Below are 23715 nucleotides of genomic sequence, written 5' to 3' on the forward strand. Positions count from 1 at the left end.
TAGCCACCATCTACCTCGCCACCGGTAAATCCGCGTACCGCGTCGTATAGGCCGGTGACAACATTTCCCGCTTCATCGCCCACGGTTTCTCAATCCCCTGCCCGGCAAACCATATCTTCCCTTTGCCGGAGTGATTGACGCTGTCGATCATCTCCATCAGCGCCGCGCTGTTGGCGCGCAGGCGATTGTCGTCAAACAGGTTAAGCTGAACGACGCCGCTGCTGAAAAAGTCCGCCAGCATGACCCCGGCCTTCATATAGCGATACCCGTCGAGCCATATCCGCCCCAGCGCCTCCGTGGCGGCATGGATGATATCCCGCGAGTCATTGGTGGGCGTCATCAGGGTGACCGAAGCCTGATTGCCGTAATAAATTTCGTTGTCTGCATGCGGGCTGGTGCGCACAAACACGCTGATAAAACGACAGTATTGATGCTCGCCGCGCAGTTTCTCTGCGGCGCGTTCCGCGTAGGCACAAATCGCCTGGTGCATCTCTTCATATTGCGTAATGCGATGACCAAACGAACGGCTACAGATGATTTGCTGCTTCGTGGGGGTGTACTCTTCCAGGTCCAGACAGGGCTCGCCGCGAAGCTCGCGCGCCGTACGCTCCAGCACCACGTTAAAATGTTTGCGAATGACCCACGAGGAGGCCTCCGCCAGCTCCAGCGCCGTGGTAATCCCCATCGCGTTCAGTTTTTTCGTGATGCGCCGCCCTACGCCCCATACCTCCTCTACCGGAACCTTTGCCAGCAGTTTACGCTGCCGCTCGCGGCCCGACAGATCGACCACGCCGCCAGTACTGGCCCAGCGTTTCGCCGCATAGTTGGCCAGCTTCGCCAGCGTTTTGGTCGGAGCAATGCCGACGCCAACGGTTAAGCCCGTGTTTTTAAAGACCTGCGTGCGCATCTGGTGTCCGAACGCGTCCAGCGACATGCAGTTACCGATCCCTGAAACGTTCACGAACGCCTCGTCGATCGAGTAAATTTCTATGGCCGGAGCCAGATCCGTCAGCGTCTGCATCACCCGACTGCTGAGGTCGGCATACAGCGCATAGTTTGAACTGAAGACGTAAACCCTCGCCGGAAAAAGCTTCTCTTTGAATTTAAAATAGGGCTCACCCATTTTTATGCCGAACTGCTTTGCCTCCCGCGACAGTGAAATAATGCAGCCGTCGTTGTTGGACACCACCACGATGGGCTTCCCCTCCAGATCGGGGCGGAATACCTTCTCGCAGGAGGCATAGAAGCTGTTCACATCAACCAGCGCGAACATGTTTATGCGTTTTAAGCGTGTGGGTGACGACGCCGAAGATCTGCAGTTCCTCTTCGGAATGAAAGGTAATCGGCTGATAGCGGACATTATGCGGCAGAAGTCTCAGAGCCGGGCGCGTCTGTAGCTCCTTCACCGTAAACTCACCGGCGACCGACGCCACGACGATATCCCCATGTTCGGCATTTAACGAGCGATCAACTACCAGCAGATCGCCGTCGCCAATCCCCGCGCCAATCATGGAGTCTCCACTCACCTTGATAAAATAGGTCGCACTGGGATGTCTTACTGCCAGCCGGTTAAGATCGAGACGATCCTCCACATAATCCTGAGCCGGACTGGGGAAACCACAGGCTACACGCTCTGCAAACAACGGTAATTCAATAGATTGGTTTGGATGATAAGAAAAGAGAGTGTCCATAATGCCTTTCTCGCCAGATACTGTATATAAATACAGTATTACGGATTATGGCCAGGGATCAAGGTCATTTCCGGAAGCGAACCCAAACGCGTTGAAGTGTCAGAAGATTTAAAACGCGCAAAGCCCGGAAGTGCATGTCGGGCTTTGCGCCTGTGACGATCAGTCCATCAGCGTATTCAATGTTTCCAGCGCGTCAGGCGGCAGCTGCAGTTCCCCCGCCGCGAGGTTTTGCCGCAGATGCGCCACGGAAGAGGTGCCCGGGATCAGCAGGATATTCGGGGAACGCTGCAGCAGCCATGCCAGCGCAACCTGCATTGCCGTGACGCCCAGAGAATCCGCCACAGCCTTCAGCCCGGACGATTGCAGCGGCGTAAAGCCGCCCAGTGGGAAGAACGGCACATACGCAATCCCCTGCTGCGCGAGCAGATCCACCAGCGCATCATCACCCCGGTTCACAATGTTGTACATGTTCTGCACGCACACCACCTGCACCATCTTCTGCGCTTCCGCGACCTGGGTGGCCGTGACGTTGCTCAGACCAATATGCCGCACCAGCCCCTGCTGCTGTAATTCTGCCAGGGTGGAGAGCGGTTCAGCAATCGACCCTTCCGCTGGCCCGTGCGCGCTAAACATGATCCGCAGATTCACCACGTCCAGCACGTCCAGCTGCAGATTACGCAGGTTGTCATGCACCGCCTGCGTCAGTTCCTGCGCGGAAAAGGCCGGCAGCCAGGCGCCTTTGTCGTTGCGACGGGCACCAATCTTGGTGACGATCGTCAGATCGTCCCGATAAGGATGAAGCGCCTCGCGGATCAGCTGGTTGGTGACATGAGGGCCATAAAAATCACTGGTATCAATGTGGTTCACCCCCGCCGCCACGGCCTCGCGTAACACCTCCAGCGCGGCCTGCTTATCCTTCGGCGGACCAAAGACGCCCGGCCCGGCCAGCTGCATCGCGCCGTAGCCCAGTCGTTTCACCGTCCGCGTCCCAAGCGCGTATGTCCCGCTTTTATCAATGCTGCTCATGTTGACCTTCCTCATAAAAATGATCCGGATTTACAACAGGTTCCCTCAGGGAGCCTTTAGTTAAGCGCGAGTTAATTAAAGTTTACATTCTCTACGACGATAGTAATGAAGTAACCCTGCATCTTCTCTAACGGACGACCGCTATGCTGAAAAATCTGCACGTGATTACCGGTATTATCTTTGCCCTCACCATATTCTGTCTGCTGCAAGTTGTCACGGGAGGGTTGTTCTACTCTGCCGTCAGCAACGATCGCCATAACTTCCAGAACTCCGGCGTGCTCAACGCCCAGCAGGAAAGCCTGAGCGACAGCGTGAACACGCTGGTGAAAACGCGCGTCACCGTCACCCGCGTGGCGATCCGCTACCTGAAAAACCAGCGTGATCCGGCTTCCCTGGCGGCGATCAATAAACTGCTGGGCACAGCAAGCGACTCGCTCGCAAAAGCCGAAGCCTATAACAAAGAGTGGCAGAAACTGCCGCAGGTTAAGGGCCAGGAGGCGGCATTGACCGACGAGATGCAGAAATCCTGGAACCAGATGCACGAAGTCATGCGTTTATCTATTGAGTATCTGCGCGCCGATAACTATCAGGCCTATGGCGATCTGGACGCGCAGCAGGCGCAGGACGATATGGAAGCGGTCTATAACCGCTGGCGCGCCGAAAACAACACCCTGCTGAAGGCCGCAACCGAAGAGAATCAGAGCAGCTTCACGCAGATGCAGTGGACGCTGGCGGCAATTCTGCTGGCCGTTATCGCGGTTCTGGTGGTCATCTGGCAGGGTTTACAGCACCTGCTGTTAAAACCACTCCACTCCATTATGAACCATATTCGCGCCATTGCAGGGGGCGACCTGACGCAGGATATCGCTATCTCGGGCCGCAATGAGATGGGTCAGCTGGCCGCGGGCCTGCATGAGATGCAGCAGTCGCTGGTGACCACCGTCAGCGCCGTGCGCGGAAGCACCGATTCCATCTACACCGGCGCAGGCGAAATTGCCGCAGGAAGCAACGATCTTTCCGCCCGCACCGAGCAGCAGGCCGCCTCGCTGGAAGAGACCGCCGCCAGCATGGAAGAGCTGACCGCGACCGTGAAGCAGAACTCCGATAACGCCCGTCAGGCCACGCTGCTGGCGAAAAACGCCTCTGAAACGGCCGCGCGCGGCGGTCACGTCGTTGATAACGTGGTTCGCACCATGAACGAAATCGCCGACAGTTCGCAGCAAATTGCGCATATTACCGGCGTGATTGACAGCATCGCGTTCCAGACCAACATTCTGGCGCTTAACGCAGCGGTGGAAGCGGCGCGCGCCGGGGAACAGGGGCGTGGCTTTGCGGTTGTTGCAGGCGAAGTCCGTACGCTGGCGAGCCGCAGCGCGCAGGCGGCAAAAGAGATCAAAGGGCTTATTGAGAACTCCGTCAGCCGGGTGAATACCGGTTCTGAGCAGGTCAGCGAGGCTGGCACCACCATGAAGGAAATTGTCGCCGCCGTCACCCGCGTGACCGATATCATGGGTGAGATTTCATCTGCCTCTGACGAGCAGAGCCGCGGTATTGAGCAGGTGAGCCTGGCCGTTTCGCAGATGGACAGCGTGACGCAGCAAAACGCCGCGCTGGTGCAGGAGTCCGCCACGGCGGCTGCGGCACTGGAAGATCAGTCCGAGCAGCTGCGCCAGGCCGTAGCCGCGTTTCGCCTGAACGGAAAAGAAAAAGCGGTCGCCCCACGCCCGGCCAGTCTGAAAACGCCACAGCTGCTGCGCCCGGCAACTACAGCCGCCTCTACCGACAGCAACTGGGAAACCTTCTGAGTCACCAGCGGGCGAGAAATCGCCCGCTAGCGGCTGCGCTTGGCGTGCCGCTCCCAGTTTTCCTGTTTTGCTTCATCGGATTTTCGCAGTGAAACATAGCATGCCCCGCTGCCGCCGTGATGCGGCAGCGCCACGCAGAAGGCCTGTACATCCTCGAACTCGGTTAACCAGCGCGCCAGATAGCTGCGCACCACATTAGGATGTGAGTTCTGCTCCCGCCCTTTCCCGTGAATAATAATCAGGTTACGTAACCCGTCACGTCTGGCCTGGCAGATAAAAGAATAGAGCATCTGACGGCAGCGTTCGGCGGGCTGGCGCAGGAGGTTTAAGCTGGCCTGGCGGGCATATTTACCCGAGCGCAGCTTATCGATAACGCCCTGCTGCACCCCTTCGCGCTGGAACGCCAGCGGTTCTTCCAGGGGAAGAAGGTCAAGAAAATCCAGCGTCAGGAAGTTATCCAGCTGTTCACTATCCACCTCCTGGCGCGTCCGCGTATTGCGGCTGGGCTGCCAGTGAATATCCGGGCCACGCTTCAGCGGCTGGACATCTTCCATGGCGTCAAGAAAAAAGGATTTGTCGTCAGGGTTCATGGATATCCTCCGGCTACAACTGAGGACGGTACTATACCTGCGCCCGAGACAGGCCTCAATCACCGTTACAGGCCGTCGTGCGCAACAAATATTAACCTGATGAATATATATAGTATTTATACAATAAAGTTAAATATGACTTAACTAAAATTTCAGCAAAGATGAAATAAGTGATTTGTGTTAAATTTTCGTAAAATCAAACACTCAATATCCTTTCATTTTGCGGGAAAGGTGTTATACCTAAATATACCTGCTTCATGGATATAATACTCAGGATTGGCGAAAGGACGCACTGCTGTGTGTACTGGAGGATCTGTCTGATGTCGGGCAGATCCTGTTTTTTTATTATCTCACTTTCACGCCACGATTATTTTCCTCGCTTCCCGTCTGAACTGTGTAATTAACGATTCAGCCAGGGGCGTCTGACGTGAATCGCGGCGCTGAATTAAATAATATGCAGCTTTTGGAAGCGATTCGACAACCGGCAGCATGACCAGGCGGTGCGCCAGCAGCGGGTCACACCCTAGCTCCTGCGGCAATATGCTTAGAAAATCGCTTTGCGCGACCAGGCTAATACAGGAGGAAAAGGTTTCGCAGACCACACCAATTCGCGGTATTTGCGAGCGATGGCTAAATACCTCTTCTAACTGCTTATAATAACTTCCCCGCGGCGTCGGCATTGTCCAGTTATAATGCAGAAGTTCATTAATCGACGTTGCTACTGTTGCCGGATGCCCTTCGCGACAAAATACCGCAAACGGCTTCTCGAAGAGTTTTTCAAACGTAAATTCCTGGTCGTAAGGTCCCTGATAATAGGTGTTGATGGTGAAGTCCAGTTCGCCCTGCCGTAATTCGTTGATCATCGACACCAGCTGTCCTTCCATTATCCGCACTTTGACCTGCGGATGTTGGGCATGAAAGCGGGTGATGACGGCGGGCATCAGGGTGCGCGAAACGCTGGCCCCCATCCCGATGTTGATCTGCCCGGCCTGTTCCCCCTGCCGCTGACGAATGTCATCCTGCGCCGCGCGCAGCTCTTCCAGAATTAGGCGGGCGCGCTGGTAAAAGCCCTCGCCGCATTCGGTCAACGCGACGCCCTTACTCCTGCGCACGAAAAGCTGCGCCGCCATGCCCTCCTCCAGCTCTTTGATGGATTTGGTCAATGCCGGCTGGGAAAGATTCAGCGTCCTGCTGGCACCGCGAATGCTGCCCTGGCGAGCAACTTCAACAAACGCCCGGAGATGATGGAATTTAACCTGAAATGACATAGCCCGACCGATAACCGTTGTTTATCAGAGTAAAGAAACTGTCATCTACTTTACTGGAAAGGGATGTGCGAGGGTAATTCCTGAACGGTTAAAACTGTGAAATATCGGTTAGTGATAAGTAAAAACTATCACAGCGTGAAGCAGTTCACATATTTTAATGATGACAGGAACAGATATGGACACACTGGCGCACTACATCCAGACGTTAACCCCGCAGCTGAGCGCGTGGCGTCGCGATTTTCACCATTTTGCGGAATCCGGCTGGGTAGAGTTTCGTACCGCCGCGAAAGTCGCGGAGACCCTGGACTCGCTGGGTTACGCGCTGGCGATGGGGCGCGACGTCGTCGATGCCGAAAGCCGGATGGGGCTGCCCGATGACGCGACCCTGGCGCGAGAATTTGCCCGCGCGCGCAAGCAAGGCGCGCCTGAGAAATGGCTGGCGCCGTTTGAAGGCGGCTTTACCGGCATTGTTGCCACCCTGAATACCGGCCGCCCTGGCCCAACCCTGGCGTTTCGCGTGGACATGGACGCCCTTGATTTAAGCGAAGCGCTCGACGACAGCCATCGCCCGTTCCGCGACGGGTTTGCCTCCTGCAATCCGGGAATGATGCACGCCTGCGCACACGACGGCCACACCACCATTGGTCTGGGGCTGGCACAGGTGCTTAAGCAGAATGAAGCCCGGCTGAACGGCACCATCAAGCTGATCTTCCAGCCTGCCGAAGAAGGAACGCGCGGCGCGCGCGCCATGGTTGCCGCCGGGGCGCTGGATGACGTGGACTATTTCACGGCCATTCATATTGGCACCGGCGTGCCTGCCGGGACGGTAATCTGCGGCAGCGATAACTTTATGGCCACCACCAAGTTCGACGTGAGCTTCACCGGCGTGGCCGCACACGCGGGCGGTAAGCCGGAGGACGGTCGTAACGCCCTGCTCGCTGCCGCGCAGGCCGCCCTCGCCCTGCACAGCATCGCCCCGCACAGCGACGGCGCATCCCGGGTAAACGTCGGCGTGATGCAGGCGGGCAGCGGACGCAACGTGGTGCCCGCGAATGCGCTGATGAAGGTTGAAACCCGCGGTGAAAGCGAAGCGATTAATCAGTATGTCTTTGAACGCGCGCAGGCGGTGATTACCGGCGCGGCGGCGCTCTACGGCGTGAGCGCGGAGATGCGCCTGATGGGGGCCGCCACCTCCAGCGCGCCGACGCCGGCCTGGGTTGATTATCTGCGCGAACAGGCGAGCCAGGTTTCCGGGGTTGTTCACGCCATCGATAAGGTAAAAGCCCCGGCCGGATCCGAAGACGCCACGCTGATGATGGCCCGCGTGCAGCAGAACGGCGGCATGGCGTCCTATATGGTGTTTGGCACGGATTTGAGCGCCGGACATCACAACGAAAAATTCGACTTCGATGAGCAGGTGATGCCTGTCGCCATCGAAACGCTGGCGCGAACTGCGCTGAATTTCCCGTGGACGCGAGGTGTGTAATGCAGGAGAACTACGCTTTTATTGCCGATGCGATCGATACGCGATGTCGGACGTTAACCGATATTGCCGACGCGATCTGGGATCGTCCCGAAACCCGCTTTGAAGAGGTCTGGTCCGCCGAACGGCTGGCCAGCGAGCTGGAAGCCGAAGGCTTCACGCTGACCCGCGAGGCAGGCGGTATCCCAAATGCCTTTATCGCCAGCTTCGGCAGCGGGAAACCGGTTATCGCCCTGCTGGGCGAGTACGACGCGCTGGCCGGGTTAAGCCAGCAGGCACACTGCGCGACCGCGCAAACCGCCACGCCGGGGGCTAACGGCCACGGCTGCGGACATAACCTCTTAGGCACCGCGGCGCTTGCGGGCGCGGTGGCGGTGAAAAGCTGGCTGGAGCAGCACGGCGGCAGCGGAACGGTGCGTTTTTACGGCTGTCCCGGTGAAGAAGGCGGCTCCGGGAAAACCTTTATGGTGCGCGAAGGGCTGTTTGATGACGTCGATGCCGCCGTCACCTGGCACCCGGAAGCCTTTGCCGGGATGTTTAACGTCAGCACGCTGGCGAATATTCAGGCCGCCTGGCGTTTTCACGGCGTGGCGGCGCACGCGGCCAACTCCCCTCATCTGGGACGCAGCGCGCTGGACGCCGTGACGCTGATGACCACCGGCACCAACTTCCTTAACGAACACATCATCGAGAAAGCGCGCGTCCATTACGCCATTACCGATACCGGCGGGATTTCGCCCAACGTGGTACAGGCGCAGGCCGAGGTGCTGTACCTGATCCGCGCCCCGGAGATGGCGGATGCGCAGCAGATCTACGAACGCATCGAGAAAATTGCCCAGGGCGCGGCGCTGATGACCGAAACCACCGTCGAGTGCCGCTTTGACAAAGCCTGCTCCAGCTACCTGCCGAACCGCACGCTTGAGGCGGCGATGTATCGCACCCTGCAGCACTACGGCACGCCGGAGTGGACCGACGAAGAGCGAGAGTTTGCCCGCGAGATCCGCGCCACGCTGACGCCCAACGATCTGCAAAACAGCCTGAAAAATATTGCCGCCACGGGTGGCGAAGCGGGTAAAGCCTTTGCCCGTCGTCATCATGCGACGCTGCTGGTGGATGAAGTCGCGCCTTATGCCGTCACCGACAACGTGCTGGCAGGCTCAACCGACGTGGGTGACGTCAGCTGGAAAATGCCGGTCGCCCAGTGCTTCAGCCCCTGCTTTACCGTCGGCACGCCGCTGCATACCTGGCAACTGGTATCTCAGGGGCGAACCTCTATTGCCCATAAAGGCATGCTGCTGGCCGGGAAAGTGATGGGCGCGACCGCGTTACATCTGCTGCAGGACGCCGCGCTGCTGAAAAAATGCCGTGAAGAGTTCGAACAACAAATAGAAGAAAAACCGTACGTGTGTCCGATCCCGCGAGGCGTGACACCGTCACCTTTAAAATAAAAAAACACAACACAACAACACAACAGTCCCGAGGAACGCCCATGAGTATGTCATCCATACCTTCGCATTCCCCATCCGGTAAGCTCTATGGCTGGGTTGAAAGGATCGGCAATAAAGTGCCGCACCCTTTCCTGCTTTTTATCTATTTGATTGTGATTTTGATGGTCGCCACCGCCGTGCTCTCCGCCTTTGACGTCAGCGTGCGCAGCCCGGCCGACGGCAGCCTGGTGGCGGTGAAAAACCTGCTGAGCATTGAAGGGCTGCACTGGTTTTTACCCAACGTGATTAAAAACTTCAGCGGATTCGCCCCGCTCGGCGCCATTCTGGCGCTGGTGCTGGGCGCCGGTCTGGCTGAACGCGTCGGCCTGTTGCCCGCATTGATGGTGAAGATGGCTTCTCACGTCAGCGCGCGGTACGCAAGCTACATGGTGCTGTTTATCGCCTTCTTCAGCCATATCTCCTCCGACGCTGCGCTGGTGATCATGCCGCCGATGGGGGCGCTGATTTTCCTCGCCGTCGGGCGCCATCCCGTGGCGGGTCTGCTGTCCGCGATTGCAGGCGTGGGCTGCGGCTTTACTGCTAACCTGCTGATCGTCACCACCGACGTGTTGCTCTCGGGCATCAGTACGGAGGCGGCGAAAACCATTGATGCGGCCATGCACGTCAGCGTGATCGACAACTGGTACTTTATGGCAAGCTCGGTGATTATCCTGACGATTGTCGGCGGGCTGATTACCGATAAGCTCGTCGAGCCGCGGCTGGGTAAATGGGAAGGCCGCAGTGATGAAAAGCTGGAAACCCTGAGCAAAGCGCAGCGCTTCGGCCTGCGCGTGGCGGGGATTGTCTCGCTGGCGTTTATTGCCGCGGTGGCGCTGATGGTGGTGCCGGAAAACGGCATATTGCGCGATCCGGTGAAACATACCGTCCTGCCTTCGCCGTTTATCCAGGGTATCGTGCCGCTGATTATTCTGTTTTTCTTTGTCGTCTCGCTCGCCTACGGTATCGCCACCGGTAAAATCCGTCGCCAGGGCGATCTGCCGCAGCTGATGATCGAGCCGATGAAGGAGATGGCGGGCTTTATCGTGATGGTGTTCCCGCTGGCCCAGTTTGTGGCGATGTTTAACTGGAGCAACATGGGCAAGTTTATGGCCGTGGGTCTGACCGATGCGCTGGAGGCGGCCGGGTTAAGCGGCGTACCGGCGTTTGTCGGCCTGGCGCTGCTCTCCTCCCTGCTGTGCATGTTTATCGCCAGCGGCTCCGCCATCTGGTCGATTCTGGCCCCGATCTTCGTGCCGATGTTTATGATGCTGGGGTTCCATCCGGCTTTCGCGCAGATCCTGTTCCGCATCGCGGACTCTTCGGTCATTCCGCTGGCGCCGGTTTCGCCGTTTGTTCCGCTGTTTTTAGGCTTCCTCCAGCGCTATAAACCCGAGGCCAAACTGGGTACCTACTATTCGCTGGTTTTACCCTACCCGCTTATCTTTTTAGGGGTATGGCTGGTGATGCTGGTGGCATGGTATCTTGTCGGCCTGCCGATTGGACCGGGGATTTACCCGAGGCTGAACTAAAGGAATGAGGATGCTGAGATTACTCGAAGATAAGATTGCGACGCCGCTTGGGCCGCTGTGGGTTATCGCCGATGAGGCGTTCAATCTGCGTGCCGTCGAATGGGAAGAGCACAGCGACCGCATGGAAGAGCTGCTGAACATTCATTATCGCGCTCAGGGTTTTGAGCGTATCAGCGCCACCAACCCGGGTGGGCTGAGCGACAAGCTTGCGGCGTACTTCGACGGCGATCTCAGTATCATTGACACTCTGCCAACCGCCACGGCAGGCACCTCTTTCCAGCGCGAAGTGTGGCAGGCGCTGCGGGCCATTCCCTGCGGACAGGTGATGCATTACGGCCAGCTCGCGGAGCAGTTAGGTCGCGCAGGGGCCGCACGCGCCGTAGGTGCCGCGAACGGCTCTAACCCGGTCAGTATCGTGGTGCCCTGCCATCGCGTCATTGGCCGCAACGGTACCCTGACCGGGTATGCCGGTGGCGTGCAGCGAAAAGAGTGGTTACTGCGTCACGAAGGGTATCTTTTGCTCTAGTTCCCAGGCTTTTTGTGCTTAATTTTCTACCGGTTAGGCTAAAAATCCATAATCAAGCTGTGGAATTTCAAGAAGATGGCGACGCATTGTCGTCTCTTGTCCTTATTGAGGGTTTGTCAGGCTTACGTACTTACCAAAAAGATGTTAAAATTGACCAATATCAATTAAGGCTTGAGCAAACCTATGATCCCGGAAAAGCGAATTATACGACGCATTCAGTCTGGCGGTTGTGCTATCCATTGCCAGGATTGCAGCATCAGCCAGCTCTGTATCCCGTTTACCCTGAATGAGCATGAACTCGATCAGCTTGATAATATCATCGAGCGTAAAAAGCCTATTCAGAAAGGGCAGACGCTGTTTAAAGCGGGAGACGAACTGAAATCGCTCTATGCTATCCGTTCTGGCACCATCAAGAGCTACACCATCACCGAGCAGGGTGATGAGCAGATCACCGGATTCCATCTGGCAGGTGACCTGGTAGGCTTTGATGCCATCGGTACGGGCCATCACCCGAGCTTTGCTCAGGCACTCGAAACCTCGATGGTTTGCGAAATTCCGTTTGAAACCCTGGACGATCTGTCCGGCAAGATGCCTAACCTGCGTCAGCAGATGATGCGTCTGATGAGCGGTGAGATCAAAGGCGATCAGGACATGATCCTGCTGCTTTCCAAAAAGAATGCAGAAGAGCGTCTGGCCGCGTTTATCTACAACCTCTCCCGCCGCTTCGCCGAGCGTGGCTTCTCGCCGCGTGAATTCCGTCTGACCATGACGCGTGGCGATATCGGTAACTACCTGGGTCTGACGGTGGAAACCATCAGCCGTCTGCTGGGTCGTTTCCAGAAAAGCGGGATGCTGGCCGTTAAGGGTAAATACATCACTATCGAAAACGGTGAAGCGCTGGCCGTTCTTGCCGGGCACGCCCGCAACGTGGCGTAAACGCCATACGTATACAGCCAGACCGATAAATTTTCCTGATTTAGCGGTCTGGCCTGTCACCCCGTCCTGTCCTGTATCTGACCTTTTCACCGTAGCACGTCCCCACACAGCACCCAAAAGGTTCTCGTTGAGGTTATGAATTGAGAGAAAGTTTGTTTTTCGTTTCAGTCGTGATTGCCTCCGTGACCTTTATCTTCATCTGGATCATGCTTGTCGGCCCAATGAAGGGGGAGGAAAAAACCTACGTTCAGGATTCCACGACCTTTGCGATAGCGGTGATGGTGCTGCTGTTTATTGCGTTTGTTGCGGTAACGACCACGGTGCTTTTCCTCTGATAAATTTTCATGAATTATTGATCTGGCAAAACCTCCCCTCTGTTTCATTCAGGATATATAGGTTACTCTTTTAATTACAGACTGTGGTGACAGTAGTAAGGAGACCTGTATGGCCAAGTATCAAAACATGCTGGTAGCAATCGATCCGAATCAGGACGATCAGCCGGCATTACGACGTGCTGTGTATTTACATCAACGGATTGGTGGCAAAATCAAAGCGTTTTTGCCGATCTATGACTTCTCGTATGAGATGACCACCCTTCTGTCGCCTGACGAGCGCACCGCTATGCGTCAGGGCGTCATCAGCCAGCGTACCGCGTGGATCCGCGAACAGGCGAAGTATTACCTGGAAGCGGGTGTGCCCATTGATATTAAAGTGGTCTGGCACAACCGACCTTTCGAAGCCATCATTCAGGAAGTCGTTGCCGGTGGGCACGATCTGCTGCTGAAGATGGCGCACCAGCACGACAAGCTGGAATCCGTGATCTTCACCCCGACAGACTGGCATTTGCTGCGTAAATGCCCTTGCCCGGTCTGGATGGTGAAAGACCAGCCGTGGCCTGAAGGCGGGAAAGCCGTTGTGGCGGTAAACCTCGCCAGCGAAGAGGATTACCACAATTCGCTGAACGAGAAGCTGGTGAAGGAGACTATCCAGCTTGCCGACCAGGTCAATCATACCGAAGTGCATCTGGTGGGCGCCTATCCGGTCACCCCGATTAACATCGCCATTGAACTGCCGGAATTTGACCCGAGCGTGTACAACGACGCGATCCGCGGTCAGCATCTGCTGGCCATGAAAGCGCTGCGCCAGAAATTCAGCATCGATGAGAAAATGACCCACGTGGAAAAAGGGCTGCCTGAAGAGGTGATCCCGGACCTGGCTGAACACCTGCAGGCGGGGATTGTGGTGCTGGGTACCATTGGCCGTACCGGTATTTCTGCCGCCTTCCTCGGCAATACCGCCGAGCAGGTGATCGACCATCTGCGCTGCGACCTGCTGGTTATCAAGCCGGATGAGTACCAGACGCCGGTTGAACTCGACGATCCGGAAGACGATTGACCCCTAACGCCCGGCGGCGCAAGCTTGCCGGGCCTACAAAACCGTAGGCCGGGTAAGCTTGCGCGCCACCCGGCAATAAAAAAACCGCCGGATACGGCGGTTTTTTCGTTTCAACGCAACTTACAGCGCTTTCAGAATTGCATCCACGCTGGCTTTGGCATCGCCAAACAGCATGTGGGTGTTCTCTTTGAAGAACAGCGGGTTCTGCACCCCGGCATAGCCGGTATTCATTGAACGTTTAAACACGATCACGTTCTGCGCTTTCCACACTTCCAGAACCGGCATCCCGGCGATTGGGCTACGTGGATCGTCCTGCGCCGCCGGGTTAACGGTGTCGTTAGCACCAATGACCAGCACGGTGTCGGTGTCGGCGAAATCATCGTTGATCTCGTCCATCTCCAGCACGATGTCGTAAGGCACTTTCGCTTCCGCCAGCAGCACGTTCATGTGGCCTGGCAGACGCCCCGCCACCGGGTGAATACCAAAGCGCACCTTGATGCCGCGCGCGCGCAGCTTCTCGGTGATTTCCGCCACCGGATACTGCGCCTGCGCCACCGCCATGCCGTAGCCCGGGGTGATAATGACCGAGTGCGAGTTTTTCAGCATCTCGGCGGTATCTTCCGCGCTGATCTCACGGTGCTCACCCACTTCCTCATCGGAACCGGTAGACGAGCCGTCAGAACCAAAGCCACCGGCGATGACGCTGATGAACGAGCGGTTCATCGCCTTACACATGATGTAAGACAGGATCGCACCCGAAGAACCCACCAGCGCACCGGTAACGATCAGCAGGTCGTTGCTCAGCATAAAGCCCGCCGCCGCTGCCGCCCAACCGGAGTAGGAGTTCAGCATGGAGACCACCACCGGCATATCCGCACCACCGATGGACGCCACCAGATGCCAGCCGAAGGCCAGCGCGATAATGGTCATCACCAGCAACGCCAGCACCTGCAGACCGACGCTTTCGGTACGCACGAAGACCACCAGCAGCACAAACGACACCACCAGCGCTGCCAGGTTCAGCTTATGGCGGTTTGGCAGCATCAGCGGCTTAGAGGAAATCTTCCCGCGCAGCTTGCCGAACGCGACAATGGAACCGGTGAAGGTGACCGCACCGATGAAGATACCGAGGAACACTTCCGTCAGGTGAATATTCACCAGAATCGGTTCCAGACCCGGCGTGTGGTACAGGTAGCTGTTGAAGCCCACCAGCACCGCGGCCAGACCCACAAAGCTGTGCAGAATCGCCACCAGCTCCGGCATCTCGGTCATTTCAACGCGTTTCGCCAGGCGAATACCAATCGCACCGCCGATGATCATCGCCACCAGGATCCACGCTACGTTGCCAGTATCCGGCCCGAAGATGGTGGCAATCAGCGCAATCGCCATCCCGGCGATACCAAAGTTATTCCCCTGCTGAGACGTTTCGTGTTTGGAAAGCCCCGCCAGACTGAAAATAAACAGGATTGCAGCAACAATGTATGCGGCTGTCACTAATCCTCCAGACATATGCTACCCCTTAGCCTTTACGAAACATTTTCAGCATGCGCTGAGTCACGGTGAAACCACCGAAAATATTGATACTGGCGATCAGCACCGCGATAAAGCTCAGGAAGCTGATCCAGCCGCCGTGGCCAATCTGCAGTAACGCCCCCACCACGATGATCCCGGAGATGGCGTTGGTTACCGACATCAGCGGCGTATGCAGCGCATGGGAGACGTTCCACACCACGTAGTAGCCCACGACGCAGGAGAGCGCGAAGACGGTAAAGTGGCCGAGGAACTCTTTCGGCGCGACGTCAGCCAGCCAGCCGAACAGAATAATCACCAGCGCCATGATCGCGTATTTGCGCCACGGGGAAGCCGGTTTGGCAGGTTCTTTTGGCTCAGGCGCCGCTTTAGGCGCTGCCTGAGGCTGGGCCGAAACCTGAATCGGTGGCGCAGGCCAGGTAATTTCACCTTCACGCACCACGGTCACACCGCGGACTACCACATCGTCAAAATCGACGGTGATGTTGCCGTCTTTCTCTTTGCAAAGCAGCTTCAGCAGGTTGACGAGGTTTGTACCGTACAGCTGAGAAGACTGGGTCGGCAGGCGACCCGGCAGATCGGTATAGCCGATTACCTTCACGCCGTTCGCGGTCGTGGTCACCTGATTCGCTACGGTATATTCACAGTTGCCGCCGTTTTGCGCAGCCAGGTCGACAATCACGCTGCCCGGCTTCATGGAGTCAACCATCTCACGGGTAATCAGCTTCGGCGCCGGTTTACCCGGGATAAGCGCGGTGGTGACAATGATGTCGACATCTTTCGCCTGGGCGGCGAAAAGTTCCATTTCGGCTTTGATAAAGGCTTCCGACATCACCTTCGCGTAACCATCACCGCTGCCCGCTTCTTCCTTGAAGTCCAGCTCAAGGAATTCGGCGCCCATACTCTGGACCTGCTCCTTCACTTCAGGACGGGTATCGAAAGCGCGCACGATAGCGCCCAGGCTGTTTGCCGCACCGATGGCGGCAAGTCCCGCCACGCCCGCGCCAATCACCATCACCTTCGCCGGAGGGACTTTACCCGCCGCGGTGATCTGACCGGTAAAGAAGCGACCAAATTCGTGGGCCGCTTCAACGATGGCGCGGTAGCCCGCAATGTTTGCCATCGAACTTAAGGCGTCCAGCGACTGGGCGCGCGAAATACGCGGCACGGAGTCCATCGCCATGACGGTAACGCCGCGCGCGGCCAGCTTTTCCATCAGCTCAGGATTTTGCGCAGGCCAGATAAAGCTCACCAGCGTGGTGCCCGGATTCAGCAGCGCTATCTCACTCTCTTCCGGTGCATTGACCTTCAGAATTACCGGCGACTGCCATACGTCGGCACCGTCCACCACTTCCGCGCCAGCCTGGATAAAGGCCTCGTCATCGAAACTCGCCAGTTTGCCTGCGCCGCTTTCAACCGCGACGGTAAAACCCAGCTTAAGCAGTTGCTCCACCGTTTTCGGTGTTGCCGCTACGCGGGTTTCATTGGCTAACCGTTCTTTTGGTACCCCAATACGCATAGTTTTCCCTTCCATCGGTTTTTGATGATGGTTTATCGATAAATGCCCGCGGTTTGTATCATTTTTCGCCATCACACAAGCAATGAGACACAATTCACCCCGGAAAATAAAACAGTAACAAACTGTCTATAACCTACTGAAAATACCGGCCGTGATCTACCGCCAGAAAACACTATTTCTTACTTTATCTGTGAAAAATAAGCGATCGGCGCCACTGACAGTGATATTTACCTTAAATTCATCGCCAGAACCGATAATTCGCGCAAGCGAAGCGGTAAAAACATGATATAGCGCCATAAGAGAACAACTTATTAACATTAAATTAACTTGTAAAAGTCATAAGCTTTATCAGTTTTACTTGTCAAACGCGTGTTTTTTCAACATATCACTAAATGTTATCGAATAAGGTGATTCAGTGAGCACAGGCAGTGAAAAATGGCGCAGACAGCGACGGGTTTTAAATGCCATAATCGGGACCGTCTCAAATTAACAACAATACCAGTACATGGTTTGCGCAAGGCGAAGGATCATTTTTATGAAGCTTAAGAACACACTCTTGGCGTCCGCACTTCTCTCCGCGACCGCCCTGTCTGCGAATGCCGCAACAGAGTTAACGCCGGAGCAAGCGGCAGCGTTAAAACCTTTTGACCATAAGGTCATTGTGGGTCGTTATAATTCTATTGGCGACGCCGTCGCCGCTGCATCAAAAGCCGCTGATAAAAACGGGGCGGCCTCGTTTTATGTTGTTGACCAGTCTGATAACGGCAACAGCGGTAACCAGCGCGTGACTATTGCGCTGTATAAAGACAACGCGCCAAAAGCTGACGCAGCGAAAAACCGCGTGATCAACGGTGTTGTTGAACTGCCGAAAGATCAGGCTATTGCGCTGGAACCGTACGACACCGTCACCGTTCAGGGCTTTTACCGCAGCCAGCCTGAAGTGAACGATGCCATCACCAAAGCCGCGAAGGAGAAAGGGGCCTACTCGTTCTACATCGTGCGTCAGGTCGATGCTAACCAGGGCGGCAACCAGCGTATAACCGCGTTCATCTATAAAGAAGATGCGAAAAAACGTGTTCTGCAGAGCCCGGATGCGATTCCGGCGAACTCAGAAGCCGGTCGCGCGGCGATAGCGAAAGGCGGCGAAGAAGCGAAGAAAGTGGAAATTCCAGGCGTCGCAACGACGGCTGCGCCAAGCGCTGAAGTGGGCCGTTTCTTTGAAACGCAGTCCACGAAAGGTGGCCGTTATTCGGTTACGCTGCCAGACGGTACCAAAATTGAAGAGCTGAACAACGCCACTGCCGCGCAGATGGTGCCGTTCGACAGCATCAAATTTACCGGCAACTACGGCAACATGACGGAAGTCTCTTACCAGGTCGCGAAGCGTGCGGCGAAGAAAGGGGCGAAGTTCTACCACATCACCCGCCAGTGGCAGGAACGTGGTAACAACGTGACCATTAGCGCCGATCTGTACAAGTAACAAAATCGTTTAAGAAAGGCGGCGCAATGCCGCTTTTTTTGTTACTTTTTTTGAATTTCTGCCACACGTCATTGCATGCTTTCGTTACACTCCGTAAAATCCCGCGCCTTAGTGTGATCCACCATTTTTATGCGCCTGAGCGAAATAATTATTCTGGATTTTGACCTTTCATAACAGGAAGCCAATGGAAAAGAAACTTGGCCTGAGTGCTCTGACTGCACTCGTTTTAAGCTCAATGCTGGGTGCGGGCGTATTCAGTTTGCCGCAAAATATGGCGGCCGTCGCCAGCCCGTCTGCGCTCATCATTGGCTGGGGCATTACGGGAGTCGGGATATTGCTGCTGGCCTTCGCCATGCTGCTGCTGACCCGCATTCGCCCGGACCTGGACGGCGGCATTTTCACCTATGCCCGTGAAGGCTTCGGCGAGCTGATTGGCTTCTGTTCCGCCTGGGGATACTGGCTGTGTGCGGTTATCGCCAACGTCTCCTATCTGGTGATTGTTTTCTCGGCGCTCAGTTTCTTTACCGATACGCCTGAGCTGCACCTCTTTGGCGACGGGAATACCTGGCAGTCTATTGTGGGCGCCTCGGTGCTGCTATGGTTCGTCCACTGGCTGGTGCTGCGTGGCGTACAAACGGCCGCCAGCATTAACCTGGTGGCGACGCTCGCGAAGCTGGTTCCGCTCGGCCTGTTTATCGTTCTGGCCTTTATTGCGTTCCGTCTCGACGTGTTTAAGCTCGATTTCAGCGGCGTTGCGCTGGGCGTTCCCGTCTGGGAGCAGGTGAAAAACACGATGCTGATTACCCTGTGGGTATTCATCGGCGTTGAAGGCGCGGTTGTGGTTTCTGCCCGGGCCCGAAATAAACGCGATGTAGGCCGCGCCACGCTGCTGGCCGTACTGGCTGCGCTCGGGGTCTATCTGCTGGTAACGCTGCTGTCGCTGGGCGTGGTGGCGCGTCCTGAACTGGCTGAAATGCGTAACCCGTCAATGGCAGGCCTGATGGTGAAAATGCTCGGCCCCTGGGGCGACGTGGTGATTGCGGCGGGTCTTATTATCTCCGTCTGCGGAGCCTACCTGAGCTGGACCATCATGGCGGCTGAAGTGCCCTTCCTGGCCGCTACGCACAAGGCGTTTCCACGGCTGTTTGCGCGTCAAAACAAAAACAGCGCGCCGTCTGCATCACTCTGGCTGACCAACATCAGCGTTCAGGTCTGCCTGGTGCTGATCTGGCTCACAGGTTCAGACTATAACACGCTGCTGACCATCGCCTCGGAGATGATTCTGGTACCCTATTTCTTAGTGGGTGCGTATCTGTTAAAAATTGCCACAAGCCCGGCGCATTATGTCGTAGGTGTCGGAGCCTGTATTTACGGCCTGTGGTTGTTGTATGCTTCCGGCCCTATGCATCTGCTGCTGTCAGTAGTGCTGTACGCACCGGGTCTGCTGGTGTTTATCTACGCCCGCCGCACGCATCAGCTGGAGAATGCGCTGAAACGCCGTGAGATGGCATTAATTGGACTGCTACTGGTTGCTGCCCTGCCGGCAACCTGGATGTTAATGGGATAGCATCGCCTTTCCCATTGTTGAACTGTAAAGGAGAATACGATGGGAAATGCACCGCTTCGCCCCATACTGATCACCGGTGGAGGCCGCCGTATCGGCCTCGCTCTCGCCCATCACTTTCTCAACCTTCGCCATCCGGTCATAGTGAGCTACCGTACGGAATACCCGTCGATTGAAGGGCTACGCAAAGCCGGTGCTGTCTGCATTCAGGCTGATTTTTCAACCGATGAAGGCATTCTGGCCTTTGCGGAAAAGGTGAAATCCACCACTGCGGGGCTGCGCGCCGTGATCCATAACGCCAGCGCATGGCAGGCCGAAAAAACCGGTACCTCGCTCAGCGAAACGCTTGCCGCCATGTTGCAGATCCATGTTAATACCCCTTATCTGCTGAATCATGCTCTGCAGGATCTGCTGCGCGGCCACGGGCATGCTGCGGGCGACATCATTCACTTCACTGATTATGTGGTGGAGCGCGGCAGCGACAAGCACATCGCCTATGCGGCCAGTAAAGCCGCGCTGGATAACATGACCCGCTCGTTTGCCCGTAAGCTCGCCCCCGAGGTGAAGGTGAATGCCATCGCCCCGGCGATGATTTTATTTAACGAAAACGATGATGCGGAGTATCGCCAGCAGGCGCTGAATAAGTCGCTCATGAAAATTGCCCCGGGCGAGAAAGAGGTCATCGACCTTGTGGATTACCTGCTCACCAGTTGCTACGTCACCGGCAGAACTTTTGCCGTGGACGGCGGCCGACCGCTGCGCTAGTGAAAGCGGCTCCAGAAGAAAATTAACAGCCAGGCGCTGAGCCCCCAGCAGACCACCGCCCCGCTCAGCGCCAGGGGAAGACGCAGAAAACCGGTGAAATACCACAGCGAAAGCAGGTAGAGGAAATACGGAATGATCGACCACATGCCAAACACGATGGTCGTGCGTAACGCTTCCGTACCCCGTTCAGACGCCACGATATAGTGAGCAATCAGCGCAAAGGTCGGAAACAGCGGGATAAGCCCGGCAATGTAGTAGTTTTTCGTTTTTGCCAGAATGCCAATCAGTAATACCACCAGCGCGCCCAGCACGGCTTTGATCACCAGCCCCATATTTTTCCCTGAAATAATCAACTCACAATATCAGCCAGAATAACGGAACCGGCGTTAATTTTGAAAGATTAATGGAAGGTTAAGGTTTCGCGGTGTATGTTGGCTTTTTTCACGAAAACAGACGCTGTATGAATAAGATTGTTTATGTTGAAGACGAACCCGAAGTCGGGCAGTTGATCGCCGCTTATCTGGGTAAACATGATATGGACGTCATTGTTGAACCTCGCGGCGATCGTGCCGAAGAGGTGGTCGTCCGTGAAAACCCGGATCTGGTATTGCTGGATATTATGTTGCCAGGCAAAGACGGCATGACGCTCTGCCGGGACCTGCGCGCCCGTTGGGAGGGCCCTATCGTCCTGCTCACCTCACTCGACAGCGATATGAACCATATTTTGTCGCTGGAGATGGGTGCCAATGATTACATTCTGAAAACCACACCGCCTGCCGTCCTGCTCGCTCGCCTGCGCCTCCATTTACGCCAGCACGCCAGCATCGAACGCGAAGCACCGGCGCCGTCTCTAACGCCGCACAAAGCGATGCGCTTCGGTACGCTGTCTATTGATCCGATTAACCGTCAGGTGCTGCTCTCTGGCGAGCTTATCGCCCTTTCCACCGCAGATTTTGACCTGCTGTGGGAGCTGGCAACGCATGCCGGGCAGATCATGGACCGTGACGCGCTGCTGAAAAACCTGCGTGGCGTAAGCTATGACGGCATGGACCGCAGCGTGGACGTGGCGATTTCGCGTCTGCGCAAAAAACTGCAGGATAACGCCACCGAGCCCTACCGCATTAAAACCGTGCGTAACAAGGGCTATCTGTTTGCACCACATGCGTGGGAAACCTGATCACCGGATAAGATAACCTGCGCGAAATGAAGGCATTGCGCGATGATGCCTTCTCTTCGCGCTATTATTCTTACGTTTGCGCAACAATTAACTTGCTAAGCACGCAAACTATTCCATAATTACCTTCTCGACTCACCTTTCTTCAGCTCGCCCCGCTCTTGCGATTGTTTTACTCATTTTCGCCGTGAAGCTTTCACGACATCTCTCCCATAAATCTTGAAATGAGGATTTAAGCTCATGAATTATGTATAGCTACGGTCAGGTAGAAGCGATAAAAACCAATCTTGAGTGGATTGTTAATCAGGCAACCCTCAACCACGCCTCCCCCTCACACACCGATCAAAAAGCGCTCTTTGACCTGCTGGAACTCATCCAGTCTTACGAAATACTGCTGGATCTCATCAGCGAATACGGAACGGATGTGATTGATACGCACATTGCAGAAGGCCTGGCCGTGACAGAAAAATTCATCGCCAAGGTAAAAAACAGCGCGAAAGCCATGTAACACGTTCGACAGACGTGAAAAACTCGAGGGGTTTTCATGTATATTCTGCACATAGCGTGTTTGCGGTGAGATCCAATGAAAAAGCTGTTTGTGCAGTTTTATCTTTTACTGTTTGTCTGCTTCCTGGTGATGACCATGCTGGTCGGGCTGGTCTATAAATTTACCGCCGAACGCGCGGGCAGGCAGTCTCTGGACGACCTGATGAAAAGCTCGCTCTATCTGATGCGCAGCGAGCTGAGAGAGATCCCGCCACACGACTGGGCGAAAACCCTGAAAGAGCTGGATCTCAATCTGTCATTCGATTTACGCATTGAGCCGTTGAAAGATTTTGAGCTGGATCCGCCCGCCATGCAGCGTTTGCGCGACGGGGATATCGTCGCGCTGGATGAGAAATACACCTTTATCCAGCGTATTCCGCGCAGCCATTACGTGCTGGCCGTCGGGCCGGTGCCCTATCTCTATTATCTGCATCAGATGCGCCTGCTGGACATGGCGCTGATGGCCTTTATCGCCATTTCGCTGGCGTTTCCGGTTTTTATCTGGATGCGCCCGCACTGGCAGGACATGCTGAAGCTGGAATCCGCCGCGCAGCGTTTTGGTGAGGGACATTTTACCGAGCGCATTCACTTCGACAGCGGCTCCAGCTTTGAACGTCTGGGCGTAGCCTTTAACCAGATGGCCGATAACATCAATGCCCTTATCGCCAGTAAGAAACAGCTGATCGACGGAATTGCGCACGAGCTGCGCACGCCGCTGGTGCGCCTGCGCTATCGTCTGGAGATGAGTGAGAATCTGACGGAAGCAGAGTCTCAGGCGCTTAACCGCGACATTGGCCAGCTTGAGGCACTGATTGAGGAGTTGCTGACCTACGCGCGCCTCGATCGCCCGCAAAACGAGCTTAACCTCAGCACGCCGGATCTGCCCGCGTGGCTGCAAACCCACATTGACGACGTTCAGAGCGTGAACCCGCAGCGTACGCTGTTGACGCGCGTTACGCCGGGTGACTACGGCGCACTCGATATGCGCCTGATGGAACGCGTGCTGGACAATCTGATGAACAACGCCATGCGCTACAGCGAAAGTACGCTACAGATTGGGCTGGATTTGCAGGGTAATCAGGCCAGCCTGACGGTAGAGGATGACGGGCCGGGGATTGCGCCGGAGGCACGCGAAACCGTGTTTGAACCGTTTGTCCGCCTCGATCCCAGCCGCGATCGCGCCACCGGAGGCTGTGGTCTGGGGCTGGCCATTGTCTACTCTATCGCGCAGGCCATGGGCGGCACGGTACATTGCGAGGAGAGCGAGCTCGGCGGCGCGCGCTTCTGCTTTAGCTGGCCGGTGTACCATAACATCGCCCTTCCCGTTCCTGCCTGACTTCAACCGCACGCTGGCCTGACCCGGCGTGCTGTGCTATATGATAAGTATGTTGTAACTAATGA

22 protein-coding genes are annotated in these 23715 nt (G+C 56.1%); 14 read left to right on the forward strand and 8 right to left on the reverse strand.

All coding sequences use genetic code 11. The annotated features are described in order from the left end of the window. Positions 1-10 precede the first annotated feature (10 nt). The 3 genes from umuC to CWR52_RS02255 form a co-directional block, all read right to left on the reverse strand. On the reverse strand, positions 11-1273 hold the full coding sequence (gene umuC / locus CWR52_RS02245; RefSeq protein ID WP_104948724.1) for a translesion error-prone DNA polymerase V subunit UmuC: 1263 nt from the start codon (positions 1271-1273) through the stop codon (positions 11-13). Next, positions 1257-1691 (reverse strand): translesion error-prone DNA polymerase V autoproteolytic subunit, encoded by a 435-nt coding sequence (umuD, locus tag CWR52_RS02250; protein ID WP_104948725.1) that lies wholly within the window; start codon positions 1689-1691, stop codon positions 1257-1259. Before umuD ends, umuC begins: the two co-directional genes overlap by 17 nt. A gap of 159 nt (positions 1692-1850) precedes the next feature. Beyond that, a complete protein-coding gene (locus CWR52_RS02255) occupies positions 1851-2717 on the reverse strand; it encodes an aldo/keto reductase family oxidoreductase (protein ID WP_104948726.1) in 867 nt (288 codons plus the stop codon). A gap of 143 nt (positions 2718-2860) precedes the next feature. Here CWR52_RS02255 and tcp point away from each other — a divergent pair, with 143 nt between their 5' ends. Continuing rightward, complete coding sequence (tcp, locus tag CWR52_RS02260) at positions 2861-4522, forward strand: methyl-accepting chemotaxis citrate transducer (protein ID WP_104948727.1); 1662 nt, start codon at positions 2861-2863, stop codon at positions 4520-4522. Positions 4523-4548: 26 nt separating this feature from the next. Here tcp and smrA read toward each other — a convergent pair whose 3' ends face one another. Next, the gene (smrA, locus tag CWR52_RS02265; RefSeq protein WP_045910355.1) at positions 4549-5112 is read right to left on the reverse strand and encodes a DNA endonuclease SmrA; all 564 of its coding nucleotides are present in this window, start codon (positions 5110-5112) and stop codon (positions 4549-4551) included. Positions 5113-5468: 356 nt separating this feature from the next. Beyond that, positions 5469-6380: a LysR family transcriptional regulator gene (locus tag CWR52_RS02270; RefSeq protein WP_104948728.1), complete on the reverse strand. Its 912-nt coding sequence runs from the start codon at positions 6378-6380 to the stop codon at positions 5469-5471. Between the two features lie 175 nt (positions 6381-6555). Between CWR52_RS02270 and CWR52_RS02275 the strand changes: the two genes are divergently transcribed. The 7 genes from CWR52_RS02275 to uspE all read left to right on the forward strand — a co-directional run bounded on the left by CWR52_RS02275 (position 6556) and on the right by uspE (position 13736). Next, complete coding sequence (locus tag CWR52_RS02275; RefSeq protein ID WP_104948729.1) at positions 6556-7866, forward strand: M20 family metallo-hydrolase; 1311 nt, start codon at positions 6556-6558, stop codon at positions 7864-7866. Then, positions 7866-9311: a M20 family metallopeptidase gene (locus tag CWR52_RS02280; RefSeq protein ID WP_104948730.1), complete on the forward strand. Its 1446-nt coding sequence runs from the start codon at positions 7866-7868 to the stop codon at positions 9309-9311. The genes CWR52_RS02275 and CWR52_RS02280 overlap by 1 nt, the downstream gene beginning before the upstream one ends. Before the next feature lie 41 nt (positions 9312-9352). After that, positions 9353-10879: a p-aminobenzoyl-glutamate transporter gene (gene abgT, locus CWR52_RS02285; protein ID WP_104948731.1), complete on the forward strand. Its 1527-nt coding sequence runs from the start codon at positions 9353-9355 to the stop codon at positions 10877-10879. Positions 10880-10889: 10 nt separating this feature from the next. After that, a complete protein-coding gene (gene ogt / locus CWR52_RS02290) occupies positions 10890-11405 on the forward strand; it encodes a methylated-DNA--[protein]-cysteine S-methyltransferase (protein ID WP_104948732.1) in 516 nt (171 codons plus the stop codon). 183 nt (positions 11406-11588) lie between these two features. Further along, positions 11589-12341, forward strand: a complete 753-nt coding sequence (gene fnr / locus CWR52_RS02295; RefSeq protein ID WP_006174991.1) for a fumarate/nitrate reduction transcriptional regulator Fnr — start codon at positions 11589-11591, stop codon at positions 12339-12341. A 140-nt stretch (positions 12342-12481) separates the two neighbouring features. Next, positions 12482-12676, forward strand: a complete 195-nt coding sequence (locus tag CWR52_RS02300; protein ID WP_044596726.1) for a hypothetical protein — start codon at positions 12482-12484, stop codon at positions 12674-12676. Positions 12677-12785: 109 nt separating this feature from the next. Next, on the forward strand, positions 12786-13736 hold the full coding sequence (uspE, locus tag CWR52_RS02305) for a universal stress protein UspE (RefSeq protein ID WP_032640084.1): 951 nt from the start codon (positions 12786-12788) through the stop codon (positions 13734-13736). A gap of 120 nt (positions 13737-13856) precedes the next feature. Here uspE and pntB read toward each other — a convergent pair whose 3' ends face one another. Both pntB and pntA read right to left on the reverse strand, forming a co-directional pair. Continuing rightward, the gene (gene pntB / locus CWR52_RS02310) at positions 13857-15245 is read right to left on the reverse strand and encodes a Re/Si-specific NAD(P)(+) transhydrogenase subunit beta (protein WP_021241158.1); all 1389 of its coding nucleotides are present in this window, start codon (positions 15243-15245) and stop codon (positions 13857-13859) included. Positions 15246-15255: 10 nt separating this feature from the next. Next, on the reverse strand, positions 15256-16785 hold the full coding sequence (gene pntA, locus CWR52_RS02315) for a Re/Si-specific NAD(P)(+) transhydrogenase subunit alpha (RefSeq protein ID WP_008500544.1): 1530 nt from the start codon (positions 16783-16785) through the stop codon (positions 15256-15258). 535 nt (positions 16786-17320) lie between these two features. Here pntA and ydgH point away from each other — a divergent pair. From ydgH to folM, 3 genes are all read left to right on the forward strand, one after another. Next, the gene (gene ydgH / locus CWR52_RS02320; RefSeq protein WP_104948733.1) at positions 17321-18265 is read left to right on the forward strand and encodes a DUF1471 family protein YdgH; all 945 of its coding nucleotides are present in this window, start codon (positions 17321-17323) and stop codon (positions 18263-18265) included. A gap of 184 nt (positions 18266-18449) precedes the next feature. Next, positions 18450-19832 carry an amino acid permease gene (locus CWR52_RS02325; protein WP_104948734.1) on the forward strand — a complete coding sequence of 461 codons (1383 nt, stop codon included), beginning with the start codon at positions 18450-18452 and terminating at the stop codon, positions 19830-19832. A 39-nt stretch (positions 19833-19871) separates the two neighbouring features. Beyond that, complete coding sequence (gene folM / locus CWR52_RS02330; RefSeq protein WP_048030718.1) at positions 19872-20594, forward strand: dihydromonapterin reductase; 723 nt, start codon at positions 19872-19874, stop codon at positions 20592-20594. Here folM and CWR52_RS02335 read toward each other — a convergent pair. Further along, on the reverse strand, positions 20591-20926 hold the full coding sequence (locus CWR52_RS02335; RefSeq protein WP_104948735.1) for a GlpM family protein: 336 nt from the start codon (positions 20924-20926) through the stop codon (positions 20591-20593). The two genes, folM and CWR52_RS02335, sit on opposite strands and share 4 nt — an antisense overlap. Positions 20927-21054: 128 nt before the next feature. Between CWR52_RS02335 and rstA the strand changes: the two genes are divergently transcribed. The 3 genes from rstA (at position 21055) to rstB (ending at position 23650) form a co-directional block, all read left to right on the forward strand. Further along, positions 21055-21771 carry a two-component system response regulator RstA gene (rstA, locus tag CWR52_RS02340; RefSeq protein ID WP_021241154.1) on the forward strand — a complete coding sequence of 239 codons (717 nt, stop codon included), beginning with the start codon at positions 21055-21057 and terminating at the stop codon, positions 21769-21771. A gap of 244 nt (positions 21772-22015) precedes the next feature. After that, a complete protein-coding gene (locus tag CWR52_RS02345) occupies positions 22016-22276 on the forward strand; it encodes a hypothetical protein (protein ID WP_104948736.1) in 261 nt (86 codons plus the stop codon). A 75-nt stretch (positions 22277-22351) separates the two neighbouring features. After that, positions 22352-23650 carry a two-component system sensor histidine kinase RstB gene (gene rstB, locus CWR52_RS02350; protein ID WP_033145344.1) on the forward strand — a complete coding sequence of 433 codons (1299 nt, stop codon included), beginning with the start codon at positions 22352-22354 and terminating at the stop codon, positions 23648-23650. Positions 23651-23715: the final 65 nt, after the last annotated feature.

The organism is Enterobacter sp. SGAir0187, assembly GCF_002952735.2.
Classification (GTDB): domain Bacteria; phylum Pseudomonadota; class Gammaproteobacteria; order Enterobacterales; family Enterobacteriaceae; genus Enterobacter; species Enterobacter quasiroggenkampii.